Source organism: Enterovibrio sp. QJM3NY_24 (genome assembly GCF_057786035.1).
The window spans coordinates 631,385-654,891 of record NZ_CM173520.1; the positions used below are offsets into that span (position 1 = coordinate 631,385).

The following is a 23,507-nucleotide window of genomic DNA, read 5'->3' on the forward strand; positions in this document are numbered from 1 at the left end:
TGTGCTAAAACAGTTTGTGGATCATATTGTTTACATGAGTATTGAGGACGTCAGATGGCCGCTACTCCCCGTCTTTTTATTGTTGAGGATGATGAAAAGCTTCGTCACCTCCTGTCCTCCTATTTCAGGGAACAAGACTTCGACGTTAAGGCGTTTGATCGAGGAGAGGCTGCAATTGCGGCTATTTTATCGGAGCAACCCGACATCGTGATGTTGGACCTCATGCTACCTGACATCGATGGCCTGACAATTTGCCGACAGATACGTGCGCAATTTTCTGGCAAAGTACTCATGCTGACAGCCAGTGATGATGATTTCGACCACGTGGCTGCGCTGGAAATCGGCGCGGATGACTTTGTTACCAAACCGATAAAGCCGAGAGTGTTACTGGCTCGGTTGCGCGCGTTGATCCGTCGGGCTGACAGTCAACCCAAGACAACGGAACACTCGCCATCAATCGCATTCAACACCTTGGCTTATGGCCGTTTAACACTGAATAAATCTCGTAAACGGTGTGCATTAGCAGAGAAGCATATTCCCTTATCAGACAGTGAATTTGATCTTTTATGGTTGCTCGCAGAATCAGCGGATAAGGTGTTATCCAGAGACACACTCACCCGTGCAGTAAGAGGCATTGAATATGATGGGTTGGATCGTACCGTTGACAACAAAGTGGTCAGTTTGCGTAAAAAACTAGGAGACAACCCCGCCTCACCCTGTCGCATCATTACTGTCAGGGGAAAGGGCTACCTTTTTGTGCCTGATGCCTGGCAAGACTCTCAACATAACGTGTGACTATGTGGCGCATTTATATCGAATCATTTATCGGACTGTTTTTTCTCTTCATTGTCAGTCTGTTTGCCTTTGACTTCGTGGTCTACCAACTCAATCCGGATTATGACAATGTACTGGAGGACATGCAGGCAGCAGCCGTTCACCGTGTCCTCAGCACCTTGTCTGAGCCGCAAGGCAGCGAGTTTACGGCGCAATTGTTAACCAACTATGCCGAATCCACAGCCAGTACCTTGAACATGGTGCCAGTGGATGCTGCACCTAAAGAGGTAAGAGACTACTTCGCACAAAATTCGCCGCCCCACCCTTATTCCTTTCATGACGACGATCGAGCACTTTGGCTTATCTTTCCTGACTCAAACACTTTCTATCAAATTGCTCCTGATGAGACAGCAATGGTCAGACAGAAAATTGACTTTAGTGACTCACTGTTTTTCGTTTTCATTGCGGTCGGTTTCCTAATTTATTCAAGCTGGTTGATCTGGTTTATCGGTCGTAGAACACGCGCCCTACAGCACGTGACAGCGGAATTCGCCAAGGGCAACTTAAACGTGCGAGCACCAACTAACAGCGGCAGCAAAGTGGGAAAAATGAACGAAAGCTTTAATGAAATGGCTGACAAAATATCCCAACTCATTACCAGCAACCGCTCTCTCACCCAAGCCGTCGCCCATGACCTTCGGACACCGATTTTTCGCATTCAATGGCAAGCAGAAATTATTCATGAAGAGACCCACTCACCGGCGCTAAAGAAAAAAATCGCGAGTATTATCGAAGACACGGAGGAAATGGAGCAGTTAGTCGATTCACTGCTTTATTTCGCAAAGGTAGGCCGTCAGGACGCACCGCTTAACAAAGAGGAAATTGCGGCCCGCCCCTTTATAACGCATTTGATAGCTCGCCTCCCGAATTCCCAAAACCGTCAAATAGACGCAATGGTTGACCCTGACATTGTGTTTATGGCTGACAAAACGTTACTAAAGCGCGCGATTGAAAACGTGTTAGTCAATGCCATGAGGTACTCAGTATCAAGGGTGACAGTGCATTGTTCTCAACATGCGCAAACCATTAAAATCATCGTTGAAGATGATGGCCCCGGTATCCCAGAGCCGTTTCGCGAACGCGTTTTCGAACCCTTTTTTAGCGTTGACCCGTCAAGGAACAAAGCAAATATGGGGCACGGGTTGGGGTTATCCATCGTTAAGTTAATCGTTGAGAAACATGACGGTCAGGCGACCTTCGAAGAAGGTTCCACGGGCGGTGCCAAACTCGTTCTTACCATTCCAAATCATGGCTCTGACAATCAGTGACAAAGTAGTCACCAACTAATGACAAACTGATCCTTTTGTCAGTCTGATTGATTTTGTACGGTGTTCACAACACGTACAGCTAAGGACAGAATCATGAAAAACATTGTCGTTTTATTCTCAACGCTTGCCGCAGCCTCTGCCGTGCATGCCGCGGGGGACACGTATATTTTAAACGGTAGTATCTACACCAAACAAAACACATGGATAGCGGAGGCGGGCGTTGCTGGCATCAGCGATCTCTACAAGGAACAGGATGATTCAGTCGTTCCTGTGTTGAATTTTGGCTACCACGGTGATGACTTCAATGTCGATTTTACTGGCGCGAACTATCGCGTCTACGGTACAGACAGTGATCAGGTAAACATCGGGGTTATCCTGACCAGCGCTGGGCTAGCGTATGACGATGACACCTCAGACTTTCTAAAAGGTATGGATGACCGTGACTTGAGTGTCGACCTCGGCTTGAACGTAGATTTTAGACTCGGGACAGGCGTGATTTCGACCTATTTCCAACACGATGTATCGGGCGCCTACAAAGGATATATAGCTGGTGCAAGATACTTCGACATTGCCACCATCGGTGATGCAGATTTTGTCTCTTTCGCCGGTGTAATGCTGCAAAGTAAAGACTTTGTCGACTACTATTTTGGCGTCAATCAAAACGAAGCGCGAGCCAATCGCCCAGCCTACACCGGTGACAGCAGTGTGGCTTATGAGTTGGGATATAAGCTGATTTATCCTCTCAGTGAAAGCTGGAACCTGACACAGTCAACGCAATACACACGTTTAGGCAGCGACGTTGCTGACTCTCCCATTGTTGACAGCGCCAACCAGTGGATGGTTGGAGCAACCATCGCCTATCACTTCTAAAACGCACAAAAGCCTGACGACAACATCAGGCTTATTTTTCCGCAAACTAACGCAATGAACACCTTACCTGTTTTACCGACAGCACAATGGGTGTTTTAGCGTTTGAGAGAGGTTTGGCTGAATACACTCAGCCAAACACTCACCTTTCCATCATTCAATGAATTTCATCGTTCAGCCCTGCTGACTTCACGAAGTCTGATTAAACATAATCTTGATATTTTTCGAGGAAACGAATTGGCGTAGAGAGCGCATCGCGACGGAATGGGTCTCCCAGCTCCTGAGTACACATGATCTCAATCACGGTGGTTTTCCCTTCGTTCATCTGTTTGTCGATCGCGGTTTTAAGTGCTGGGCCAACATCTTCCAAACGATCTACAGTGACACCTTCCGCGCCCATCGCGCGTGCAATTTCTGCGAAGCTTTCGTTATCCAACTCACCCGCAACAAAGCGACGGTTGTAGAAATCAACTTGGTTCTTTTTCTCTGCGCCCCACTGACGGTTATGGAAAACCACTGCCGTTACGGGAATGTGGTGTCTCACACAGGTCATGGTTTCAATCAGACTCATTCCCCAAGCGCCATCACCAGCGTAAGAAATAGCAGGTCTGTCTGGCGCCGCCATTTTGGCGCCAATGATGGTTGGGAATGCGTACCCACAATTACCAAAACTCATTGCCGCGAAGAAACTGCGGGGCTTCTCGAATCTTAAGTAGCTATTGGCAATGGAGTTAATGTTGCCAATATCTGTAGAAACCATGACATCTTCCGGCATCGCTTTTTCTAGCTCACGCAGAACTTGGCGGGGGTGGAGATATTCGCCACCAGAAAATGGCGTTTCATTTGCGTTGTGTTCAATCATGTCGAGGCTGAAAGCGTCTTTTTCATGCGTCCACTCGTCCAGCTCTTTTTCCCAAGCATCTTTTTCCTGTTTCATGATGCCAAGTCGCTCTTCTTTATTGCTATCACATGCCAGATCTCGGCTACTTAAGCGCTCGGTCAGTGCCACCGCTGCCGCTTTCGCATCACCACAGATACCGACTGAAATTTTCTTCACCAATCCCAGCATTTTGTTGTCAGCATCAATCTGGATGATTTTGGCGTTCTGCGGCCAGTAATCAAGGCCGTGTTGTGGCAAGGTGCCAAATGGCCCAAGGCGTGAGCCCAGCGCAATCACAACATCCGCTTGAGCGATCAATTTCATTGCGGCTTTTGAACCTTGGTAACCTAACGGGCCACACCACTGCGGATGTGAAGCGGGGAATGAATCATTGTGCAGGTAGCTATTTACCACTGGTGCACCCAAACGCTCAGCCAGTGCTTTGCATTCTTCAACAGCATCTGCCATCACGACGCCGCCACCAGAAATGATCACAGGGAACTTGGCTTCAGCAAGGATATCTGCTGCTTCATTCAAACTACTCTCGCCACCAGCGCCCCGATCTAAGCGGGCTGGTTTCGGAATTTCACAGGTAATTTCGCCATAAAAGTAGTCGCGTGGAATATTCAACTGCGTAGGGCCCATTTCGCTCATGGCTCTATCAAAACAACGCCCTGTGTACTCCGCCATTCTTGCTGGGTGAGTGACATGTCCTTGGTATTTAGTGAATTCCTGAAACATCGGGAGTTGGTTACACTCTTGGAATCCTCCCAACCCCATGGTCGTGGTTCCTGTTTCTGGTGTGATCACCACCACAGGGCTGTGTGCCCAGTAAGCCGCCGCAATCGCAGTAACACAGTTACTGATCCCTGGGCCATTCTGACCAATCACCACCCCATGATTTCCAGACACACGTGAGTAGCCATCTGCCATATGTGCTGCACCTTGCTCATGCACCACTGGGATCATCTGAATCCCAGCAGGCGCGAAGATATCCATCGCATCCATGAACGCAGATCCCATGATGCCAAACATCGTTGTGACGTTGTTTGCGACCAGTGTTTCCACAAATGCTTCTGATGGCGTCATCTTAGTTGGACCTTCAACAACAGTACGTCCTGATGATTCACTCATTATGTTCTCCTTGCCAAATTTCATAAAATGGAATTAAATGTTTCGTTATACGGAATTTAACATCCAGTTAATGCCATGCCTTGGGATTGGTCAATGAATAAATTTAATAACGGAATGTTTTATTTCGTAAGTCTCACCACCGAGAAATGGTGTCGTTGGTAAAGCAGGAGGCACAAACGCTTGCTGAAAGGATTATTGAAGGAGGAGCAATGGAGACCACAATGTTACAAGGGCCCGATATTCTGGTGTCTGCCAAAGAAGTATTCGGTATCGATACGCATTTACTTGTACCCGCGTTTTCTAATACCAGTGAATTGGTACCCAAAATTGACCCTGACTATGTGTTCAATCCAGAAGTGACCACGGCTATTCTCGCGGGCTTCGCTCACAACCGAAGAACACTGATTCAAGGGCTACATGGCACGGGTAAATCCACCCACATTGAGCAAGTTGCAGCCCGGCTTAACTGGCCTTGCATGAGAATCAACCTTGACGGGCATATCAGCCGACTGGACTTGGTAGGAAAAGATACTTTGGTTATTCGAGATGAAAAGCAGGTCACTGAATTCCAAGATGGCATTCTACCTTGGTCAGCGAGCCGACCCATCGCGCTGATCCTCGACGAGTATGATGCCGGAAGGCCTGACGTGATGTTTGTCATTCAGCGCTTGCTTGAAAAAGATGGAAAGCTCGTCATGACAGATAAAAACAGAGTGATCGAGCCGCATCCTTCATTTCGCCTTTTTGCCACAGCCAACACTGTCGGCTTAGGGAATTTACAGGGTCTGTATTCTGGCACTCAGATATTAAATCAAGCGCAAATCGACCGATGGAACCTTGTCGTGACACTCAATTACCTCGAACCGAAAGCAGAAGCCAAAATAGTTTTAGCACGTGCTCCCTCCAACAATACTGAGCGCGGAAGAAAGCTGGTGGCACAAATGGTTGAACTTGCGAACCTCACGCGCCAAGCGTTTTCAACCGGTGATACATCAACGTTAATGTCGCCACGAACAGTGATTACATGGGCGGAGAATTGCGAAATCTTCACAGACCCGAAAGTTGCCTTTCGCCTCACCTTCCTAAACAAATGTGATGAAGCCGAATGGCCAATCATCAACGAGCTTTATCAACGTTGTTTCAATGAGGAAATCTTAGAGGAAGACTCCGCTTTAACGGGCACTGAAAGATGAATCGCGCTCACCACTCCGAACCCGCACCTTTTACCCGAGCCCAACAGCGTAGACGGGAGCTCACGCTAGCAACCATCCGCTCAGAAACGGGCAACTCGGAGCTCAAGCTTCGTGGTGAGCATTTTTACAATGGAACGGTGTATATGCCGATCTCAGCCGCTCACTTACAGGCTGATGATCTTTCCCATGATGCGCAAGCACAGCGCGGGCGGGCGGACGCTATTTCATCACGCCTTTTGTTCAGTGATGCAGATCTTTATCAATCTACAATGCCTGCCGAATCTTTGGCTGGAATGCTATTTGACCTGCTTGAGCAATTTCGCACCGAGGCTTTGTTCAGCGACGGCAGCCAGTTGGGTACCCAACAAAATATTCGCCATCGTTTTGATGCATGGAGCAGACTGGCATTGCATGCAAGCCTCATGGAGTCAAAGCTCGGTATCTTACTGTTCACCGTGATTCAAATTGTTCGGTCACGCCTTTTTTCAATGCCTATCGACCCAGAGATTGAAGACTTAATTGAAGCGACCCGCGCCGGCATTGTGCCCAGCCTGGGTACAGAATTATCCGGTCTTCGTCGCAACAAATACAACCAAAGAGACTTTGGGCGACATGCATTATCACTGGCCGAAAAAGTGTCCAACATGGTGAACGAATGCCAGCGAGATGAGGACGATGAAGAGAAAACACATCAAATTCTCAGCGCATTTCCGCTATTACTCAGGGCAGACATTGATACTGAAAACACCTACTCTTCAGCCACAGGAGGAAACAGCAAGTCCTTTGTGGCACATCGTCATCAATATCAAATATTTAGCCGCGAGTTTGATTCCGAGATCGAAGCATGCAGTTTGGTGAGAAACGTACAGCTTGCAGAATTTCGATCACACCTTGATAAACGTTTTGCTCATTTGGGACTTAACCTTCGGGAAATTGCCAGAAGACTGCTGCTTTGTTTAAACCAACAAACACGGGACGGTTGGCAATTCGAGGAAGAAGAAGGATACATCGACGGAGGTCGCCTTCCACAGGTTGTCTCATCCCCTATGGAAAAGCGCGTATTTATTAAAGAACACTTCGTTGAACGTCCTGATAGCGCTGTCACCATACTCATTGACTGCTCAGGCTCCATGAAACAGCACATGGAAAATATTATCCATCTCGTTGATGGGCTGGTCAGGGCGCTTGGCATTGGTAGTGTACCTACTGAGGTTCTCGGATACACAACCCACGCATGGAATGGTGGGCGACCTTACAAACAATGGTTGATGACCAGCAGGCAGGCGATGCCAGGCAGAATGAACGAAGTTTGCCATTTGATCTTTAAAGATGCCAAAACACATTGGCGTCAGGGCTCTAAAAACCTTGCCGCACTAATGAAGGGAGACATTTTCCGTGAAGGAATTGATGGCGAAGCGATTGAATGGGCATCGGCAAGGTCGAATCAGATAGATGCCTCAAGACATGTATTACTAGTGATATCTGATGGCAGTCCCATGGACACGGCGACTCACCTGACAAATGATGATTTCTATTTAGACAACCACCTCAGGCAAGTCATCGCACAAAGGGGAAAACAGGGTGACATCATTGCTGCAATCGGTGTTGGTACAGACCTCAGCCGCTTCTACCCTAAAAACTTAACGTTAAATGTTGATTTCGAGCCCGATAGTGCAACGTTTAACGACGTCATCATGCACATTACGGCGTCAGTTAGGGAAACACGAGTAAAACGGCGGAATTCGCAAAAGTAAGCTAGGCAACGAATATCTACGTGAACACATGGCAACAGATTTCATTTTCTAAGATGATTTATTGTCATTTTCCGAAACTCTGATATACATGGCGGGTATGGAGGAAGGGATAACAATGACAAACAGTAAAAAATCCGATCTGGCCGTTTTAGACGGTGATACACCAACATTACGATTATTCTCTTTGCTGGAAATCATTGCAAAAAAAGACGAATTCTTCTCATTGCAAGATCTCACCGAAGAAACCAATATTCCCAAACCTTCACTGCATAGAATGCTTCAGCAGCTTGAAAGCGCAGGTATCATTCAACGTGACGGCGACGAGCGCCACTATGGAAGCGGCGCGAGATTACGTCATCTGGCAGAAGATGTGTTGTTAAATTCAACAACGCACAGCGCCAGACACCAAGTATTAAGCCAGTTGCGGGATGAGGTTGGAGAAAGCTGTAACCTCACCTCTTTGTCTGGTGGTGAAGTCATTTACGTAGACCGTGTAGAAACAGAAGCACCTTTGCGTTTCCATTTGCATCCAGGCTCTAAGGTACCAGTTCACTGTTCGGCAACAGGTAAATTGTTTCTAGCAAATATGGCCCCTTCCCAGCGCCGTAGACTGCTTAGTAACGCAGAACTGACAGCTTTCACCGAGAAAACAATCATTGATATGTCATCTCTGGAAAAAGAATTAGAAAACGTCAAAGCGTGCGGCTATGGAATCGACAATGAAGAATTCTTGCCTGGATTATTGTGTGTAGCCGTTCTGGTGCCGTCTAAACGCGGAAGGTCAAACCTCGCTGTTGCTATTCAGGCTCCCATCATGCGACTAAAAGCTGAACAGGCCTTACATTTCTTGCCAGCACTGCAAAGGGCTTCTTTAGCATTCGCAAAGATTGAAGACGAAAGCTGGGGCGATGATCATTGACTCTGTGGGGAAGAGATGACTGCCCCACAGTCAACTAGCCTCGCTTGAGTTGAGTTGAGTTGAGTTGAGTTGAGTTGAGTTGAGTTGATCAGTGTAAACGTGGTTCGCTGATAAACATAATATCTCCTCCATTCAACCGACGTTCTGCCCTTAGCGACTCTCCGTTGAAGAACCTGACGAAGGCCATTCAATGTCTTCCATTGACGTTATATTAAAGGCTCTTGAAAAGAACTCTCTTCTTAAAATAACAAGAATAACAATGAGAAATACAGCATAGAAAACATAAGGGTGTATAATCCAGGCCAAAGATGACATCCCAAAATAATACGCCCTTACACCATATTGAAAATGGTATGACGCTAAGACACTCATCTCTGAAAGTTTGTTCACAACAAGGCTCGCTGCTTTTGAGTCTTTCTCACTTGGCTCTGGCGCTGAACCAAGCATAAGCAAAGAATTCGCGTGTAAACTCATAGACCAAGCAAATTCAAAAAATGCAATCACCATAATTATCAATAAACTCGTTATTTTTAAAACCACAGCCTCCTCTGTCGTTCCATTCAAATAAGAAAAAGAGTTTATTTTTTCGGTGATTGAGTGACTCGTACCCAACAGTGCAACTAAGCCACTGATGACAAAAACAGTCGTTGTCGCAAAGAAAGATACATTATGAATAAGACCTCTAACCAAACTGACATCCGTAATTCTCTCATGACGCCAGAGCATTTGTGTTGCCCACGCTTTTCTCCATAACATCATTTGACTGGAAATATTCTTCCCAAATATGGCTTTACTTATAGGCTCATAAAGAAATAAAGACAAAAAGAGGACAACAAGTGCTATCAGATCGCCGTCATTCAGCTTTTGTAAAAATTCAGTCATCCCCTTTCACCAATCACACCCTTTACTCTTTGATCGAATCTGACCAGGCTGACATCACCTCTGTCATCCCAGAGTTTTCAAGCCGACCATCTTCAACTTGACTCGAAATGATGCTCGGACAAGCGAAATTGAACGGATATATAGTCCGTGGGGCTAATTTGACCTGTCGTAGTGATCCCCTTAAATCCTCAACGAGACTTTCATCCATAGTGTCATCGACAATCGTGAGATCACTCAGGCTAGTATCTATCCTCGGCATCCGCATTGCCTTCTCAATATCCACCTTATAATCCAAGATAAACGAGGATAGCTGCGCGACTGCTGGCATTATTTTTCTTCCGCCCGATGCCCCTAAAGCGAAGTAAAGACCATCACTGCGTTTGAGAATAGTGGGACACATATTCGCCAAGCACCATTTATCCGCAGCGAGAGAGTTCGGCATATTGGGCTCTGGGTCAAACCACATAATGCCGTTGTTCATAAGAATGCCACTGTCCCCCAGCATCAACTTGGAGCCGAAAATTGAAAGCAGTGTCTGCGTGACCGATACGCAATTCCCCTCCGAATCAACAACATTAAAATGTGTCGTGCAACTAGGCGCCACTTCTTTACGTTCATCCCCCATAAAACGATAACGCTCTTCGTTGGCCAACCTAATGGCAGTGTCATATACCTTGTAGGCTTTTGAGTCAGGAGAATTGCCCTCTGGCTGCCAATTCTCCATAAGTGAAAGAGTGCGTTTTAAGGTTGGTCCGGCAGTCATTGACGGCGTACCAAATATGGTATGGTCGCGATAACTGTATTTATCTGCAGTCTGCAAAGTCGCCGTGTAGCTTTCAAAGTCTTCCAAGCAATGCTTGCCACCTGCTGCGATAAGTTCATTGACAATGGTTCTTGCTAACTCCCCGCGGTAAAAGCTTTGATGCCCCTCCTCTGCTATTGTCTTCAGCGTTTTAGCAAGGCTAGACTGATCACAGACGTTTGATGAATGAGAAGTCCAAGCAGAAGATTTAGGGAAAAGACCGGAATCCAGAAAAGTCTCGGCGGAGGCTTTATACAGCACCAGATCTTTAGTTACGGAAGAAATAATCAGCTGCGCGTACCAATCAACGGCTAACCCTTTCTTAGCAAGGTCTATTGATGGTTGAATGAGTTCTTTCCAAGGAAGTGATGAAAAATGCTCAGCTGCCAGCCCCATTCCAGCAACTTGACCGGGAATAGCCACCGCCAACGCACCAGTAACATTCCTGTCTTCATGGACGCGTGTCCAAGGAAACAGATCTGTCGCCGAACCTTCAACCAAAGGATAGTCTTCGACATCAAGATTCTTAGGTGATTTCATACCGAAGTTGATCACCTTAACGTCGTCCGTTTTGGCTAAACGAACCACCATAAAGCCGCCACCACCGATACCACTCATCCAAGGTTCTGCGACGCCTAAAGCGAACGATGTTGCTATTGCAGCATCAACAGCGTTTCCGCCGTTTCTTAAAACCTGAGCACCGATTTCTGAAGCTATGCGACTTTGTGAGGTCACCAAACCACGGTGAGTACGAACGACCTTTTTAGTGATATTCCAAGACGATGACTGAGACAAACTCACGGTTAAACTCCATTTTTATTTGTGTTACGACGGAAAATCACCACCGCAGATATGATAGATAAAACTAAAAACAACACAGAAAGTGGCGTAGAGACGAAGATGAGCCAATTCCCTTCAGACAGGGTGAGCGCCTGACGCACTGCTTGTTCACCCACTGGCTCAAGAACAAAGCCAATCATCATTGGGGCAAGAGGAAAATCGAGCTTTCGCATGACGTAACCCAGCAAACCGAACCCCAACATAATCCAAAGATCGACCGTGCTGTTGTTGAACCCATAAACGCCAACAACACAAAACACAGCGATGATGGGCAACAAGACACTTTGGGGTATTCTCGTAATCTGAAAAAACAGCTTTATCGCGACCTTACCAACAAGAGGTAGAAACAGTGATGCGATAAAAAGCACGACGAACAGTGAATAAATCAACGAAATATCTTCACTAAAAAGCGCAGGACCAGGAGCCAAGCCATGTATCAGGAAGGCTCCCATCAGGACAGCAGTTGTCACATCTCCTGGCACACCTAATGCGAGCAGAGGAATCAAAGCACCACCGCAGGTAGCATTGTTCGCTGACTCTGCGGCAGCGACTCCCTCTAACTCTCCTTGGCCAAATTTCTCGGGTGTCGCCGATTTCCTTTTTGCCTCGGAATAGGACAGAAACGCCGCGGGCGTTGCTCCCAACCCGGGTATCGCCCCCAGCACAACACCAATGAATGAGCCTCTGCAGATGGTCTTTAAGCTCCCCCTGATTTGAAACCATGAAATAGATGAACTGGCTTTGCCGTTGGCTTGTTTCGCTGTCTGTTTCTCAACCAAATTTTCTGCTTGGATCAGGAGCTCAGAAACGGCGAATAAACCGATCAGCATCGCCATCAGAGAAATACCGTTCATCAAATTGACGTTATCAAAGGTAAACCTTGGTGTGGCAACCATCGGATCTAGCCCGACAGTCCCAAAAAGAAAGCCTAATGAAGCGGCTATCAACCCCTTCGAAAGTGAATTGCCTGACACACCAGCCACAACAAGAAGCGCAAAAAGTACTAGGGTTGAAAATTCCGGCGGCCCAAAATTCGTCGCCAATTTGGCAAGGGAGACTGCGCCCAGAACTAATATGACAGTAGCAATAACATCAGCAATAACGGAAGCCCACAGCGCCATCCCCATCGCCTCGCTTCCCCTTCCTTTTTGAGCCAAAGGGTAGCCATCCAAAACAGTCGCTGCTGCTGCGGGAGAGCCTGGCGTATTCAATAAAATGGCTGGGATACTCCCCCCAAAAAGACACCCTTTATACGCCCCTAACAAAACGCAAAATGCGGTTAGAGGACTAAATCCATAGGTGAGCGGGATAATCAACGCAATACCCATGGTGCCGGTTAGCCCGGGTATTGCCCCCATAAAGATGCCAAATGCGACGCCAACAAAAATAGCGACAAGATTCACTACAGAAAAAACTGAAATAACAGATTGAAAGATTTCGCCTTCCATACAACCCTCCTTGGTTTAAACGGACATTCCCAGCCCAACAACAAACAGTGCATAGAGAGCGAGGGTGACCAGCATAGGTATGATGATTAGCGTCGCTAGTCGTCGTACTCCATTGATAAGAAAGAGCAGAAACATCATTGCTGATACAGAAAGGATGAAACCGTATTTCTCAAATACACTGATAAATAGGACTATCACAAGAACAGAGAGAGAAGGTCGAAGCCAAGTTCTAACATTCTGCTTTGGGGCTACCGTTTCTTGTTCACTAGAGGCTTTATCGAAACTGCTTATAAACAGAAAACTTGCGCCAATACCGACCAACGCACAACCAAAGTACGGGAAGAACCTTGGTGACAAAGCGATAGATTGAGTATCTTCAACCTGTTCTGGTATTAATATGACACCTATACCCGCAGCAATAATGACAAGCACCACTGCTGACAATCTGTCCTTTAATTTTTGATTCATCATTCCTTCCTGAATTCCTGCTCTAACCTTCCCCTCGCTTAATACTGGGCTATTTCCCTAGCCCAGAAAGCTGAATGATTTCGCCTTGTTCGTGGAACGTTTCTGTCACATTCTCCTCAAATTCCTTCGAGTCGAGATAGTTCACCTGCATAGCCAGTTTTTCGATAATCGCCTTGAAACCCTCGGTTTCTGTCGCGACTTTTATTGCACTGGCAAGTCGCTCTACCACTTCATCTGGGATCCCTTTTGGACCCGCAATACCCAAAATAGAAGGCGCAGAGATCTCGTACCCTGCATCAATCAAGGTTGGTACATTTGGGAACTCAGCCATTCGCTTGTCGGTAATGATTGAAAGCAGTTTAAATTCGCCAGAGCGGACTTGAGGCAACCACTCTGTTGCTCCAGCCATCAAATCGACGTGCCCACCCAACAGCGCAGTGACACTTGCAGCACCACCTTTAAACGGGATGGCTTTCCACTTCAGCGACTCTTGTTGCGCGAGACGCTCCATAGCAAGGTGTTGTGGAGTGCCTGCACCCGCTATTGCATAACTCACTTCGCCTGGATTTTGCTTTACATATTCGACAAGCTCTTCAATGGAAGAGTAAGGAGCATCCTTGGGGGCCACTATTCCAAGGTTCCACTGGGCAATTTGAGAGATAAAAGAAAAGTCATTTAAAGGATCGTATGGCAGGTTTTGCATATGAGGGGACAATACTGCAGCGCCTGTCGTTAATGTAAAAATGGAATAACCATCTGGGCGCTGTGCTTTCGATAACGCCGCAGCGACAGATCCGCCACCTCCCGGTTTATTAATGACGGTGACTTTCTCACCAAGGCTTTTCTCAAGTTCAGTGGATAGCACTCGTGACACTGTGTCCGTTGTTCCACCCGCCCCATAACCAACCGTAAGTTTAATTGTCTTCGTTGGCCATTCAGCAGCTTGAGTGAAATTGGCGACAAAAGAAAGCGCAGCAAAAAGAGTAGCGAATAGATACTTCATGATATTTACCTCTATATACATTGCATTGCAATACTAAGTTGTGTATTGTGTTACTTCGTTAACAACCCTATAACGATCAGGTTACGATCGCAAACCAGATCTTGCTTTCAAATGTCTTATTTCTGAGGATTTAGTAGATGGAGAATCGCTTATTTGTCGGCTCGGTTAAGAAAGCCTTTGAAATTATTGAAGCTTTTGACGTGAGAACGCAAAGCATGAGTTTGACCGAACTCGTTCAAGTTACTGGAATGGGGAAAAGTGCGGTACAACGATATGTTTACACACTTGAAGAACTGGGGTATTTGACCAAGAGTCCAACCTCAAAGCGATATGAACTCTCCTTAAAAATGCTACTTCCAGCAAGTAGTTACCTCAGTCAGAATAATTTGGTGAGTGCTATAAATCCCCATATTATCAATCTGCGTCAGAACTTGGATGCACGCGTGGGCGTCAGTGTTTATCACCAAGAAAAAGTGGTTTATCTCATTCCACTACAAAGCATCACGGAAGCCTACCCTAACGATTATCCAGGCTTTACGGTGCCCATTTACTGTACAAGCTCGGGGAGGATATTCCTTTCCACTTTTGATGATAACAAGGTTGACTCAATTTTGGAGAAGGAAGCCAAAAAACCATTCACGCCACTGACAATCACAAATGAAGAAGACATCAAGAATGAAGTGCAGAAGTTCAAGCAAAATGGATATTGCATAACTAATCAAGAGATCAGTCATGGAAAGATAAATATCTCAGTGCCTATACTTAATTATGACAAAGAGATAATAGCCTGCATTGTCGCAATATTTAAAACAAGCGAATGGGATGATAAACGCTTAGTAAAAAAGGTTTTCCCCATAATACAAGAAGTTGCATCATTCATCCGAATCCCTTCCAGATAAATATGATCATATACGCCCGAATACTGGCCAGAAACAAAAACGGCGCTGTTAGAAAGCGCCGTTTTTCGTTATAGATGATTTCTGCTAGTTCTGAAATCTAAGCTGTCTAGCCGACCGCCGAGAATTGCACCAAATAGGTTGAGAGTGGCGACCAGAATGCAATGATCATCCACGCGACCATGAGCGCAAACAGATACGGCAGTACATATTTCACAATGGTGAAGTACGGTATCCCCGTTATTCCGCTGGCGACATACAGGTTCAACCCATACGGCGGCGTAATAAAGCCAATGGCATCCCCAACCAAAAAGATCACCGCAAAGTGAATAGGGTCAACCCCCACGCTGTAAGCAATTGGCGCAAGGATGGGCGCGAGAATGATGGTATTTGGCAGGCTTTCTAACACGGTTCCCGCCAACAGCACCAACATCATGCAGGCAATCAACACAAAAGTGGGATCACCAATCGCTGACATCCACCCTCGCACCACTTCGCCTGCACCCAGCAATGACAGCAACTGCTGCATCACAACAGACACCGCAATCAAGGGCGCTAGCATGCCTGTGATTTGCCCGGAGCGAAGTAAAATGTTCGGCAGTTCTCGCAGCTTGATTTGGCGCGTGATAAGCACGCCCGCTATCAAACAAAACCCGACCGTTACACCCGCCGCTTCTGTGGGAGAAAACGCACCCGAATAAATGCCGTATATCACAATGCCGATAGCGATAATGCCAAGGTAGGCTTTCAAGCCGGTTTTAAGAATACGCTTGGGTTCAAATTTGATTAAATTCCCCCAACCGTTTTTCTTACAAACCACATAACATGCTAACTGCATGGCGATCACCATGAGTAAGCCTGGTAGCATGCCACCGACGAACAAGTCGCTGATGGAGAGGTCCAGCAAAAAACCATAAACGATAAAGATGATACTCGGCGGGATGATGATCCCAACGGTACCACCCGCCGCCGCTGTTGCAGCTGCAAAACGCTCATCGTAATTATTCTTTACCATTTCGGGCTGCATAATAGAGCCAATCGTCGCCGTCGTGCCCGCATTTGAACCCGATATGGCCGCGAACATGCCACAAGCACCTATGGTCGCCATGCCTAAGCCGCCTCTCACCCACCCCAAGATGGAATACGCGAAATCCGACATACGTTTGGCAATGCCTGCAGCATTGATTAAATCCCCCGTCATAATGAACAGCGGTAACGCCAGCAAGCCGAAGAAATTCAAACCTTCGAACAAAGTCACGCCAATATTGGCGAGAGTAAAATCGATAACCAGGCTGCAACCGACAACCCAAAAACCAATTACGAGAAAAATGGGAACGCCGATAATAAATAGCAGCGTCACACCAAGAGAGATCAGCGTAATAAGTGTGCCGTCTTCCATATTCTGCTCCTAATCCAGTAACGACGCTTGAAGCACAAACGGCTCTTTACGCTGATATTGCTTAATGTCTTTGGCCAAATTTTGCAGCACGCGAATCACTATCAACCCCCATGCGAGCGGTGTGGCGAGATAAAACCACCACTCCATGACATCATCAGTACCACCCACAATCGCGAAATTGTCATAGGCGATATACGTTTGATTGGTCGCATGGTAAATCACGATGCCTGCAAAGGTAATCCAGAGCACTGCATCCAATATCAGACAGAAAAATTGAAGGCGATAAGAGAGTCGCGCCCGAACTTCTGTTAAGGCTAAATGTGTGCGTTTTTTGATGTTGTACGAGGCACCAAACCAGGTCACCCAGAGGAAAAGCAGCACAGGCACAGTCGTGCTCCATGGTACTTGTTGGTTGAACAAAAACCGCCGAACAACCTCTACGAAAATAATGCCAGCCATACTTGAATAGGTGATCAAGATGATGACCTTTTCCGTGTTTTCATCTAACCATTTGAGCAAGGTATGTAGCGGTTTCATGCTGACCTCACAGATCGTTGAATAAAGATACGCGCAGGCCAGTTTGCAGATGCGTTTTCACATCAGCAAACAGACTCAGCGCGACGGTATTTAGCTCGTCCACCAGCGTTGTGGCGGCACATTAACAACTTGCGTATCGCGAGGAATTTCTCGCGCAATGTCGTAGATTTCTTGGTAGGTATCGTGACCACCCGACCACTTGTTTAAGCGATCTCGCCATTGCTGCCAAGGTTCTGGATTAAACTCTGGCGAACACATTTCCTCGGCTTTACGCAATTCAGCGTCAGACAAGGTGGCAACGCGGGTGTTGTTTTCCGCGAAAATGGTGCCTGGTCGTGGCGGGTTTGTCGCACCGACAATGTCAGTAAGCGCGGCTTCATTCATACCTTGCGTAAAGATTTGCGCGACATAAGCAGACTCCATCACGTCGTCTTGAAGATCTGAGCCCAGCTTATCGAACACAGGCAAACTCATTGCAGTGTGTTCCGTACCCGAGAAGAATTTGAGATCAACACATTGCGAAACCACAGGAGCCATACCGGCATACGCCACCGCGCCCATCCAGGTTTCAGCGCCGTCGATCAAGCCCTGCTTCAAGCCATCTAACGTCTCTTCCCAAGCGATTGGGACAGGGTTGAGGTTCATCAACTGCATGGCGATTCGCCCGAGTTGCGTTCCCGTAACGCGGTTTTTTGTTCCTGCAAGTTGATCGATGGATGTCACCAATGGCTTATCTTTCCATTTCAAGCCAAGTTGAATGCCTCGTAACTCACAGTGCGTAAACAAAAATTGCAATTTGTGACGCTGGCGAAGGGGCTCTCTAAATAACGGTTCACTTTTCTTACTGTAGAAAAAATGAAATTGAGAAGCGCGGGATGGGAACATATAGGCGTAATCCAACACATTGAGATACGGTGCACCCCCTGCGGAGTTTTGGGTCGAAGCTGAATACATGTCGACAATGCCCTGCTGTGTTTTTTTCACACAGTTGGTTTGTCCACAGATTTGGTTACTTCCAATAAACTCAACGCGAATCGCGCCGTTTGTCCGTTGCTCAAGGTCTCTAGCGAAAAAAAGCTGTGCCGATTTTTGAATATCGAGGTTTTTCTCGTTAAAACCTGACGCACCAAATTTCAATTGGAACTTTGGCGGTGCAGAATAGCGTTCGTTTTGGGTATTCTCGGCGGCTCTCGCCAGCGTGGATACGGTGGCTCCTACTCCCAATGTACCCGCAGCGATCAGGGTTGATGTCATCCCAAAATGGGCGGACACCTTCATAAAGTCCCTTCTCGTGAGTATCTCCCGATTCTTGCTCATGCTCGCACTCCTTTGTGTTGGCTTTCGCTCAAACGTTTACGCTGGCATGCCGACATTTGCGTTCTCAAACAGAGCGGATGGCATTCACCACCGCTAACTCTGAAATCCAAGCAATCCAACGTTCAGTCGATATATTTGTCCCTCGCTCTTCATCATTATCCAATCACCAAAATGTTAATGGCTGGTTAATTTTCGAACCAGAACATTCCATTTATGGCATAGAAAAACCAAAATTCAAGCCTTGACTATGAAAATCGAGATCATTAGTCTCATATTTTAATGTTTGAGAATTTCCATATTTGGATTGAGTCAAGAGGATGTCGCCTTGAGTTCATGACATCAACTAGCAAACAGGGAGGAGGGAAAAGATGGGATTATCTTCAAATCATTACGATTTTATCGTGGTTGGTGCGGGATCAGCTGGGTGTGTACTCGCCAATAGACTGTCCGAAAACCCTTCCATTCGGGTGCTTTTGATAGAAGCTGGCGGGAAAGACAACAATCCCTGGTTACATATACCGGTGGGATATTTCAAAACCATGCATAACCCAAAAACGGATTGGTGTTATGTCACCGAGCCTGATCCCGGTATTAATTCACGCCAATTACAATGACCAAGAGGAAAAGTGCTTGGGGGTTCTAGCGCACTCAATGGTTTGCTGTATGTTCGCGGGCAAGCGGAAGATTACGACCATTGGGCAGCGTTGGGGAACCAAGGCTGGTCTTATCAAGAAGTTCTACCCTACTTTAAAAAATCAGAGGACCAAGAACGCGGCTCGGATGATTTCCATGGGGTAAACGGTCCGCAAAAAGTCAGTGATTTACGATTACGTCGCCCCATTGCTGACCATTTTATTAACTCAGCAATTAAGCTAGGCATCCCCTACAATCCTGATTGCAATGGTGACGTTCAAGAAGGCGTCGGATACTTCCAACAAACGGCATATAAGGGCTTTCGTTGGAGTACGGCAAAATCCTTTCTACGCCCCGCTAAACACAGAGAAAATTTAGATATTCTTACCCATCACCATGTGTCAAAAGTACTGTTTGAAGGCAAAACTGCCATCGGCATTGAAGTGCTTAAAGACAATGTAAAACGTCAAATCATGGCAAATCGTGAAGTCATTTTGAGCGCAGGTGCCATCGGATCACCACAACTGCTTCAACTCTCTGGCATTGGCCCAGCTTCTCTGCTCAATGAACTCAATATTCCGGTGTTACATGATCTAGCAGGCGTAGGGGAAAATTTGCAAGATCACCTTCAAGTCCGATTGGTATTCAAAACCAGCGAACGAACGCTCAATGATGAATTAAACAGTCTCGTAAAACGCGTCATGGTGGCGATGCAATATCTCTTTAATCGCACTGGCCCACTGACGCTGGCGGCAAGCCAAGTCACCATTTTCACCCAATCAGACCCTCATTTAACACGCCCAGATATTCAATTTCACATGCAACCTCTGAGTGCGGATAAACCGGGAGATGGCGTACACCCATTTTCTGCGTTTACTGCATCAGTGTGTCAACTTCGCCCTTACAGCCGAGGAAGTGTAAAAATCACCTCGACAGATCCCCTTGCGCACCCTGCCATTCAGCCCCGCTACCTTTCGGATGAACGCGACCAAACCGTGATCATCAATGCAATAAAAGTGGCCCGAAGTATCGCCAGCACGCCACCGCTTTCTGAACATATTTTGAGTGAATATGTACCTGGAGAGAAATACCAAACTGATGAAGAATTATTAGTCGCGGCGAGAGAATACAGCCAAACCATTTATCACCCTACCAGCACATGCAAAATGGGCCTTGATGACATGGCCGTCGTGAACCCAAGGCTACAGGTTTATGGAGTGAAGAATTTACGTGTGGTTGACGCATCGATCATGCCGGAGATCGCCTCTGGCAACACCAATGCACCCACTATTATGATCGCCGAAAAGGCATCAGACATGATTTTGGAAGACAACGGTATCCCACATTAAATATTAGGAAAATCGCGCATTACAAACACAGCAATTGGCGATGAAATCGCCTTTGCTGCTTACTCGTCGGAGATACCGAATTCAGCCACCGCCAAACGCTGAGCCGCGCGACGCAACAGCGGTAAATACTGCCTGAGTTCTTCCGGCGTTTTTCGAGCAGAAGGCGCATGCACTGCCACGGTAAACGCAACACGGTTATCGTTGTCAATCACAGGAACAGCAAGCGCGACCATATCATCAAGAAACTCTCCTGAATCCATACCGACTCCATCTTCGGCGATTTTCGCCAAATGGGTTTCTAACTGATAGATATCAGTGATGGTTTGGGCCGTTTCACGCGTGAGGTTCATGCTTTTGAGCAGACGTTTACGCGCTGACGCTTTCATGTCCGCCAAGAACAGTTTTCCGGATGCGGTACAATGCAGCGGATAATGCGTGCCAACAGGCAAGTGAATGCGATAAGGCCAGTTAGTTTCGACGCGTTCTAAATACAAAATTTCATAGCCGTCCAAAATGGTCAGATTGCAGGTTTCCCCTACCTCGTCAGACAGCTCTTTAAGAATGGTATAGCGGTGCACATTGATGGAGGAATTCTTTAGCGTGTCTCTGGCTAGATCCCGTAAACGAGGACCCGCGGTGAAGCGTTTGCCATCTGGCTCTCGCTGCAAGAGCCCCTCTTCTTCCATCTGTTGCGCGATCCGGTGAACGGTTTGTTTTGGAAGATCTAACTCTTCGGCAAGATAAACACTCGAGAGCGGCTTGTCTGCTTTCACAATCTTTTCAAGGATATGAAAGCCACGAATAAGCGTTGATTGTGTTTCCTTCATTCTACCCTTCCGTTTGTCGTTTGTTCTTTATTGGAACGTGAAAAATGAAACATCAAAGTATCTTGATTTTATTAAGCATCGATAAGGATAGCCAACTCTCATCCATTAATTGAGACATTGAGTCCTGAATGTTCACAAAATCATATTGGATAAGCATGCCATTAAACATCGCATTGCGATGTTCTTTTATGTCAGAGAAAGAAAAAAAGAGATGATGAGAGCAAATCAAAACAACTATTTCTAAACGGTAACGCACTGATATCAGAGCGATAGTATTGCGTTCAATGCTCGAAGTGGTTCCCGTTATTCAATCGACGAAGAGCCATTTTTACGAACCGCGCTAGCCCCATAATTGTAGAACCAGCAGCAGAACAGTCCGATACACAACCCCCAAAAAGCGCTGCCGATACCAAATAAATTCGTTCCAGACGCGGTGAACAGAAACGTAAGCAGTGCTGGCTCTCGATACTGAGTGTCTGACATCGACACTGCTAAGCTGTTCATTAGTGTTGGCATCACCGCAAGACCTGCAATCGCAATGACAATCGCTTCGGGAACTGCACTAAATAGAGAAACAAATGACATGCCCATGATGCCCGCTAAAAGGTAAAACACACCCATCGAAATCCCGGCCATATAACGTGTCTTTGGGTTTTCATCCGCATTTGGCCCCATACAAATTGCGCCAGTGATTGCGGCAAGATTAAAAGCAAAGCCACCAAACGGCGCTAATAACAGACCTGTCACACCTGTGGTTGTTATCACTTTGGACGAATCAACGCGGTAACCATTCGCTTTCAATACCGCAAATCCCGGTAAATTCTGCGAGGCCATGGTCACGATAAACAGGGGTATTCCAACACTGACCAACGAGAAAAACTCAAAATCTGGAGTCATGAATACAGGAACGGTTAAACCCATCGTCACCGCACTGACATCTAGCTTCTCCATACCAATACACATTCCCAGCGCAACGATGAAAATAATTGGAATCAATAAGTTACCTAACCAAATCCTTGCCACTATAAACACTGCCAGCATGACAAAGACAACTTGACCTTCTTCAACCAGTGACGTAAACAAGCCCAATCCAAATTGCAGTAAAATGCCCGCTAGCATGGCAGATGCTATCGCTGTTGGTATCTGTTTCAGTACTCTTTCAAATATTCCCGCTAATCCAACTATCGTAATTAACGCAGAACTAAACAAAAACACGGCAATTGCCTGATTCATTGTCAGCCCTTCGAGGGATGTAATTAACAATGCCGCGCCAGGTGTAGACCACGCAGTGACGATAGGTTTCTTATAGCGATATGAGAGCGCTATGGTGGTTACACCCATACCTATCCCCAACGCCCAAAACCATGAAGCTACCTGCTCTTCAGTGGCACCAGCACTCATCGCGGCTTGGAAAATTATCGCTGCGGCACTCGCATAACCAATGAAAACGGCGATAAAACCCGTACTTACATGGGAAAGTTTTAGCTTAGTCATGTTAATTCGTCCCTGTGTGCGTTATAACGTCTACTTAATCAACCTAGCATCCGTGCGTTATAGCGCACAAGTTATTTGTTGAGAAAATATGCAAACAGAAATAAAAGTCGGTGAACACTTAAAGCGTCTTCGTAAAGAAAAAGGGTGGAGCTTAGACAAAGCAGCGAAAGCTACTGGAGTGAGCAAAGCAATGCTGGGGCAAGTTGAGCGCGGCGAATCAAGCCCAACCGTAGCAAAACTGTGGCAAATAGCATCGGGGTTCGATGTGTCATTTTCTAGTTTTATCGCGACCAGTTCCAATAATGAACTCACCAGTCTTTTCAGAGATGCGAGCGAATTAAGGCGTGAGGAATACAATGTTGGATTTTTTGTCAGCTTGTTGTTTCCTTTCGAACCGGCACTAGGCTTTGAAATATTCGAACTAACCCTCGCACCCCATTATCAGCATGAATCCGATCCTCACAATCTTGGCGTTACCGAACACATCCTGTGTATTTCTGGCGAGATGGCGGTATTGTTTGATGGTGAATGGCATACGTTACTTGCAGGACAAGCCGTACGCTTCAGTGCTAACCAGGTTCATGGCTACAAAAACATCGGCGAAGTAAATGCTGTTTTCCATAATGTTATTCATTACCCTCACAAGTAGGCAGCAGAGCATTCCCGAGTGCCTTGGATAACCGACGAATCTGGCAGGATATGGACAGCCCTCGCGATATTTTGGAGAAAATCGTGACTACGGTACAGACAGTGATCAGGTAAA

General features: G+C 46.6%; 19 protein-coding genes and 1 pseudogene. 9 read left to right on the forward strand and 11 right to left on the reverse strand.

The features are described 5' to 3' along the window. Window positions 1–54: 54 nt before the first annotated feature. The 3 genes from AC3CIC_RS19215 (at window position 55) to ompV (ending at window position 2,972) form a co-directional block, all read left to right on the forward strand. A complete protein-coding gene (locus tag AC3CIC_RS19215; protein WP_488516750.1) occupies window positions 55–795 on the forward strand; it encodes a response regulator in 741 nt (246 codons plus the stop codon). 2 nt (window positions 796–797) lie between these two features. Continuing rightward, window positions 798–2,102 (forward strand): ATP-binding protein, encoded by a 1,305-nt coding sequence (locus tag AC3CIC_RS19220; protein WP_488516751.1) that lies wholly within the window; start codon window positions 798–800, stop codon window positions 2,100–2,102. Between the two features lie 93 nt (window positions 2,103–2,195). After that, complete coding sequence (gene ompV / locus AC3CIC_RS19225; RefSeq protein WP_488516752.1) at window positions 2,196–2,972, forward strand: outer membrane protein OmpV; 777 nt, start codon at window positions 2,196–2,198, stop codon at window positions 2,970–2,972. 199 nt (window positions 2,973–3,171) lie between these two features. On the opposite strand, the gene xsc is transcribed toward ompV, so the two are convergent. Then, window positions 3,172–4,983: a sulfoacetaldehyde acetyltransferase gene (xsc, locus tag AC3CIC_RS19230; RefSeq protein WP_394209142.1), complete on the reverse strand. Its 1,812-nt coding sequence runs from the start codon at window positions 4,981–4,983 to the stop codon at window positions 3,172–3,174. A gap of 209 nt (window positions 4,984–5,192) precedes the next feature. On the opposite strand from xsc, the gene AC3CIC_RS19235 reads away from it, so the two are divergent. The 3 genes from AC3CIC_RS19235 to AC3CIC_RS19245 all read left to right on the forward strand — a co-directional run bounded on the left by AC3CIC_RS19235 (window position 5,193) and on the right by AC3CIC_RS19245 (window position 8,849). Beyond that, on the forward strand, window positions 5,193–6,176 hold the full coding sequence (locus AC3CIC_RS19235) for an AAA family ATPase (protein WP_488516753.1): 984 nt from the start codon (window positions 5,193–5,195) through the stop codon (window positions 6,174–6,176). Further along, complete coding sequence (locus AC3CIC_RS19240; protein WP_488516754.1) at window positions 6,173–7,930, forward strand: cobaltochelatase CobT-related protein; 1,758 nt, start codon at window positions 6,173–6,175, stop codon at window positions 7,928–7,930. The genes AC3CIC_RS19235 and AC3CIC_RS19240 overlap by 4 nt, the downstream gene beginning before the upstream one ends. A gap of 115 nt (window positions 7,931–8,045) precedes the next feature. Further along, window positions 8,046–8,849: an IclR family transcriptional regulator gene (locus AC3CIC_RS19245; protein WP_274164330.1), complete on the forward strand. Its 804-nt coding sequence runs from the start codon at window positions 8,046–8,048 to the stop codon at window positions 8,847–8,849. Between the two features lie 150 nt (window positions 8,850–8,999). On the opposite strand, the gene AC3CIC_RS19250 is transcribed toward AC3CIC_RS19245, so the two are convergent. Genes AC3CIC_RS19250 through AC3CIC_RS19270 form a run of 5 tightly spaced genes read right to left on the reverse strand, consistent with a single transcriptional unit; the run spans window position 9,000 to window position 14,292 of the window. Next, complete coding sequence (locus AC3CIC_RS19250; protein WP_274164295.1) at window positions 9,000–9,731, reverse strand: DUF599 domain-containing protein; 732 nt, start codon at window positions 9,729–9,731, stop codon at window positions 9,000–9,002. 22 nt (window positions 9,732–9,753) lie between these two features. Next, on the reverse strand, window positions 9,754–11,334 hold the full coding sequence (locus AC3CIC_RS19255) for a gamma-glutamyltransferase family protein (RefSeq protein WP_488516755.1): 1,581 nt from the start codon (window positions 11,332–11,334) through the stop codon (window positions 9,754–9,756). Window positions 11,335–11,336: 2 nt separating this feature from the next. After that, window positions 11,337–12,821 (reverse strand): tripartite tricarboxylate transporter permease, encoded by a 1,485-nt coding sequence (locus AC3CIC_RS19260; RefSeq protein WP_274164297.1) that lies wholly within the window; start codon window positions 12,819–12,821, stop codon window positions 11,337–11,339. A gap of 15 nt (window positions 12,822–12,836) precedes the next feature. Further along, window positions 12,837–13,292: a tripartite tricarboxylate transporter TctB family protein gene (locus AC3CIC_RS19265; protein ID WP_488516756.1), complete on the reverse strand. Its 456-nt coding sequence runs from the start codon at window positions 13,290–13,292 to the stop codon at window positions 12,837–12,839. A 46-nt stretch (window positions 13,293–13,338) separates the two neighbouring features. Next, window positions 13,339–14,292: a Bug family tripartite tricarboxylate transporter substrate binding protein gene (locus tag AC3CIC_RS19270; RefSeq protein WP_274164299.1), complete on the reverse strand. Its 954-nt coding sequence runs from the start codon at window positions 14,290–14,292 to the stop codon at window positions 13,339–13,341. A gap of 137 nt (window positions 14,293–14,429) precedes the next feature. Here AC3CIC_RS19270 and AC3CIC_RS19275 point away from each other — a divergent pair, with 137 nt between their 5' ends. After that, on the forward strand, window positions 14,430–15,191 hold the full coding sequence (locus tag AC3CIC_RS19275; protein ID WP_488516757.1) for an IclR family transcriptional regulator: 762 nt from the start codon (window positions 14,430–14,432) through the stop codon (window positions 15,189–15,191). Window positions 15,192–15,297: 106 nt separating this feature from the next. Here the strand turns inward: AC3CIC_RS19275 and AC3CIC_RS19280 are convergent, their stop codons facing one another. The 3 genes from AC3CIC_RS19280 to AC3CIC_RS19290 all read right to left on the reverse strand — a co-directional run bounded on the left by AC3CIC_RS19280 (window position 15,298) and on the right by AC3CIC_RS19290 (window position 18,378). Continuing rightward, window positions 15,298–16,587 carry a TRAP transporter large permease gene (locus AC3CIC_RS19280; RefSeq protein WP_488516758.1) on the reverse strand — a complete coding sequence of 430 codons (1,290 nt, stop codon included), beginning with the start codon at window positions 16,585–16,587 and terminating at the stop codon, window positions 15,298–15,300. A gap of 9 nt (window positions 16,588–16,596) precedes the next feature. Then, complete coding sequence (locus tag AC3CIC_RS19285) at window positions 16,597–17,124, reverse strand: TRAP transporter small permease (protein WP_394209137.1); 528 nt, start codon at window positions 17,122–17,124, stop codon at window positions 16,597–16,599. Between the two features lie 90 nt (window positions 17,125–17,214). Next, window positions 17,215–18,378, reverse strand: a complete 1,164-nt coding sequence (locus AC3CIC_RS19290; RefSeq protein WP_488516841.1) for a TRAP transporter substrate-binding protein — start codon at window positions 18,376–18,378, stop codon at window positions 17,215–17,217. 431 nt (window positions 18,379–18,809) lie between these two features. On the opposite strand from AC3CIC_RS19290, the pseudogene AC3CIC_RS19295 reads away from it, so the two are divergent. Continuing rightward, window positions 18,810–20,423 (forward strand): annotated as a pseudogene (locus AC3CIC_RS19295) (GMC family oxidoreductase). 59 nt (window positions 20,424–20,482) lie between these two features. Here the strand turns inward: AC3CIC_RS19295 and AC3CIC_RS19300 are convergent. Then, the gene (locus AC3CIC_RS19300; protein ID WP_488516759.1) at window positions 20,483–21,250 is read right to left on the reverse strand and encodes an IclR family transcriptional regulator; all 768 of its coding nucleotides are present in this window, start codon (window positions 21,248–21,250) and stop codon (window positions 20,483–20,485) included. 303 nt (window positions 21,251–21,553) lie between these two features. Further along, a complete protein-coding gene (locus tag AC3CIC_RS19305; RefSeq protein ID WP_488516760.1) occupies window positions 21,554–22,744 on the reverse strand; it encodes a benzoate/H(+) symporter BenE family transporter in 1,191 nt (396 codons plus the stop codon). A gap of 88 nt (window positions 22,745–22,832) precedes the next feature. On the opposite strand from AC3CIC_RS19305, the gene AC3CIC_RS19310 reads away from it, so the two are divergent. After that, window positions 22,833–23,393 (forward strand): helix-turn-helix domain-containing protein, encoded by a 561-nt coding sequence (locus tag AC3CIC_RS19310; RefSeq protein ID WP_488516761.1) that lies wholly within the window; start codon window positions 22,833–22,835, stop codon window positions 23,391–23,393. Window positions 23,394–23,507 lie beyond the last annotated feature (114 nt).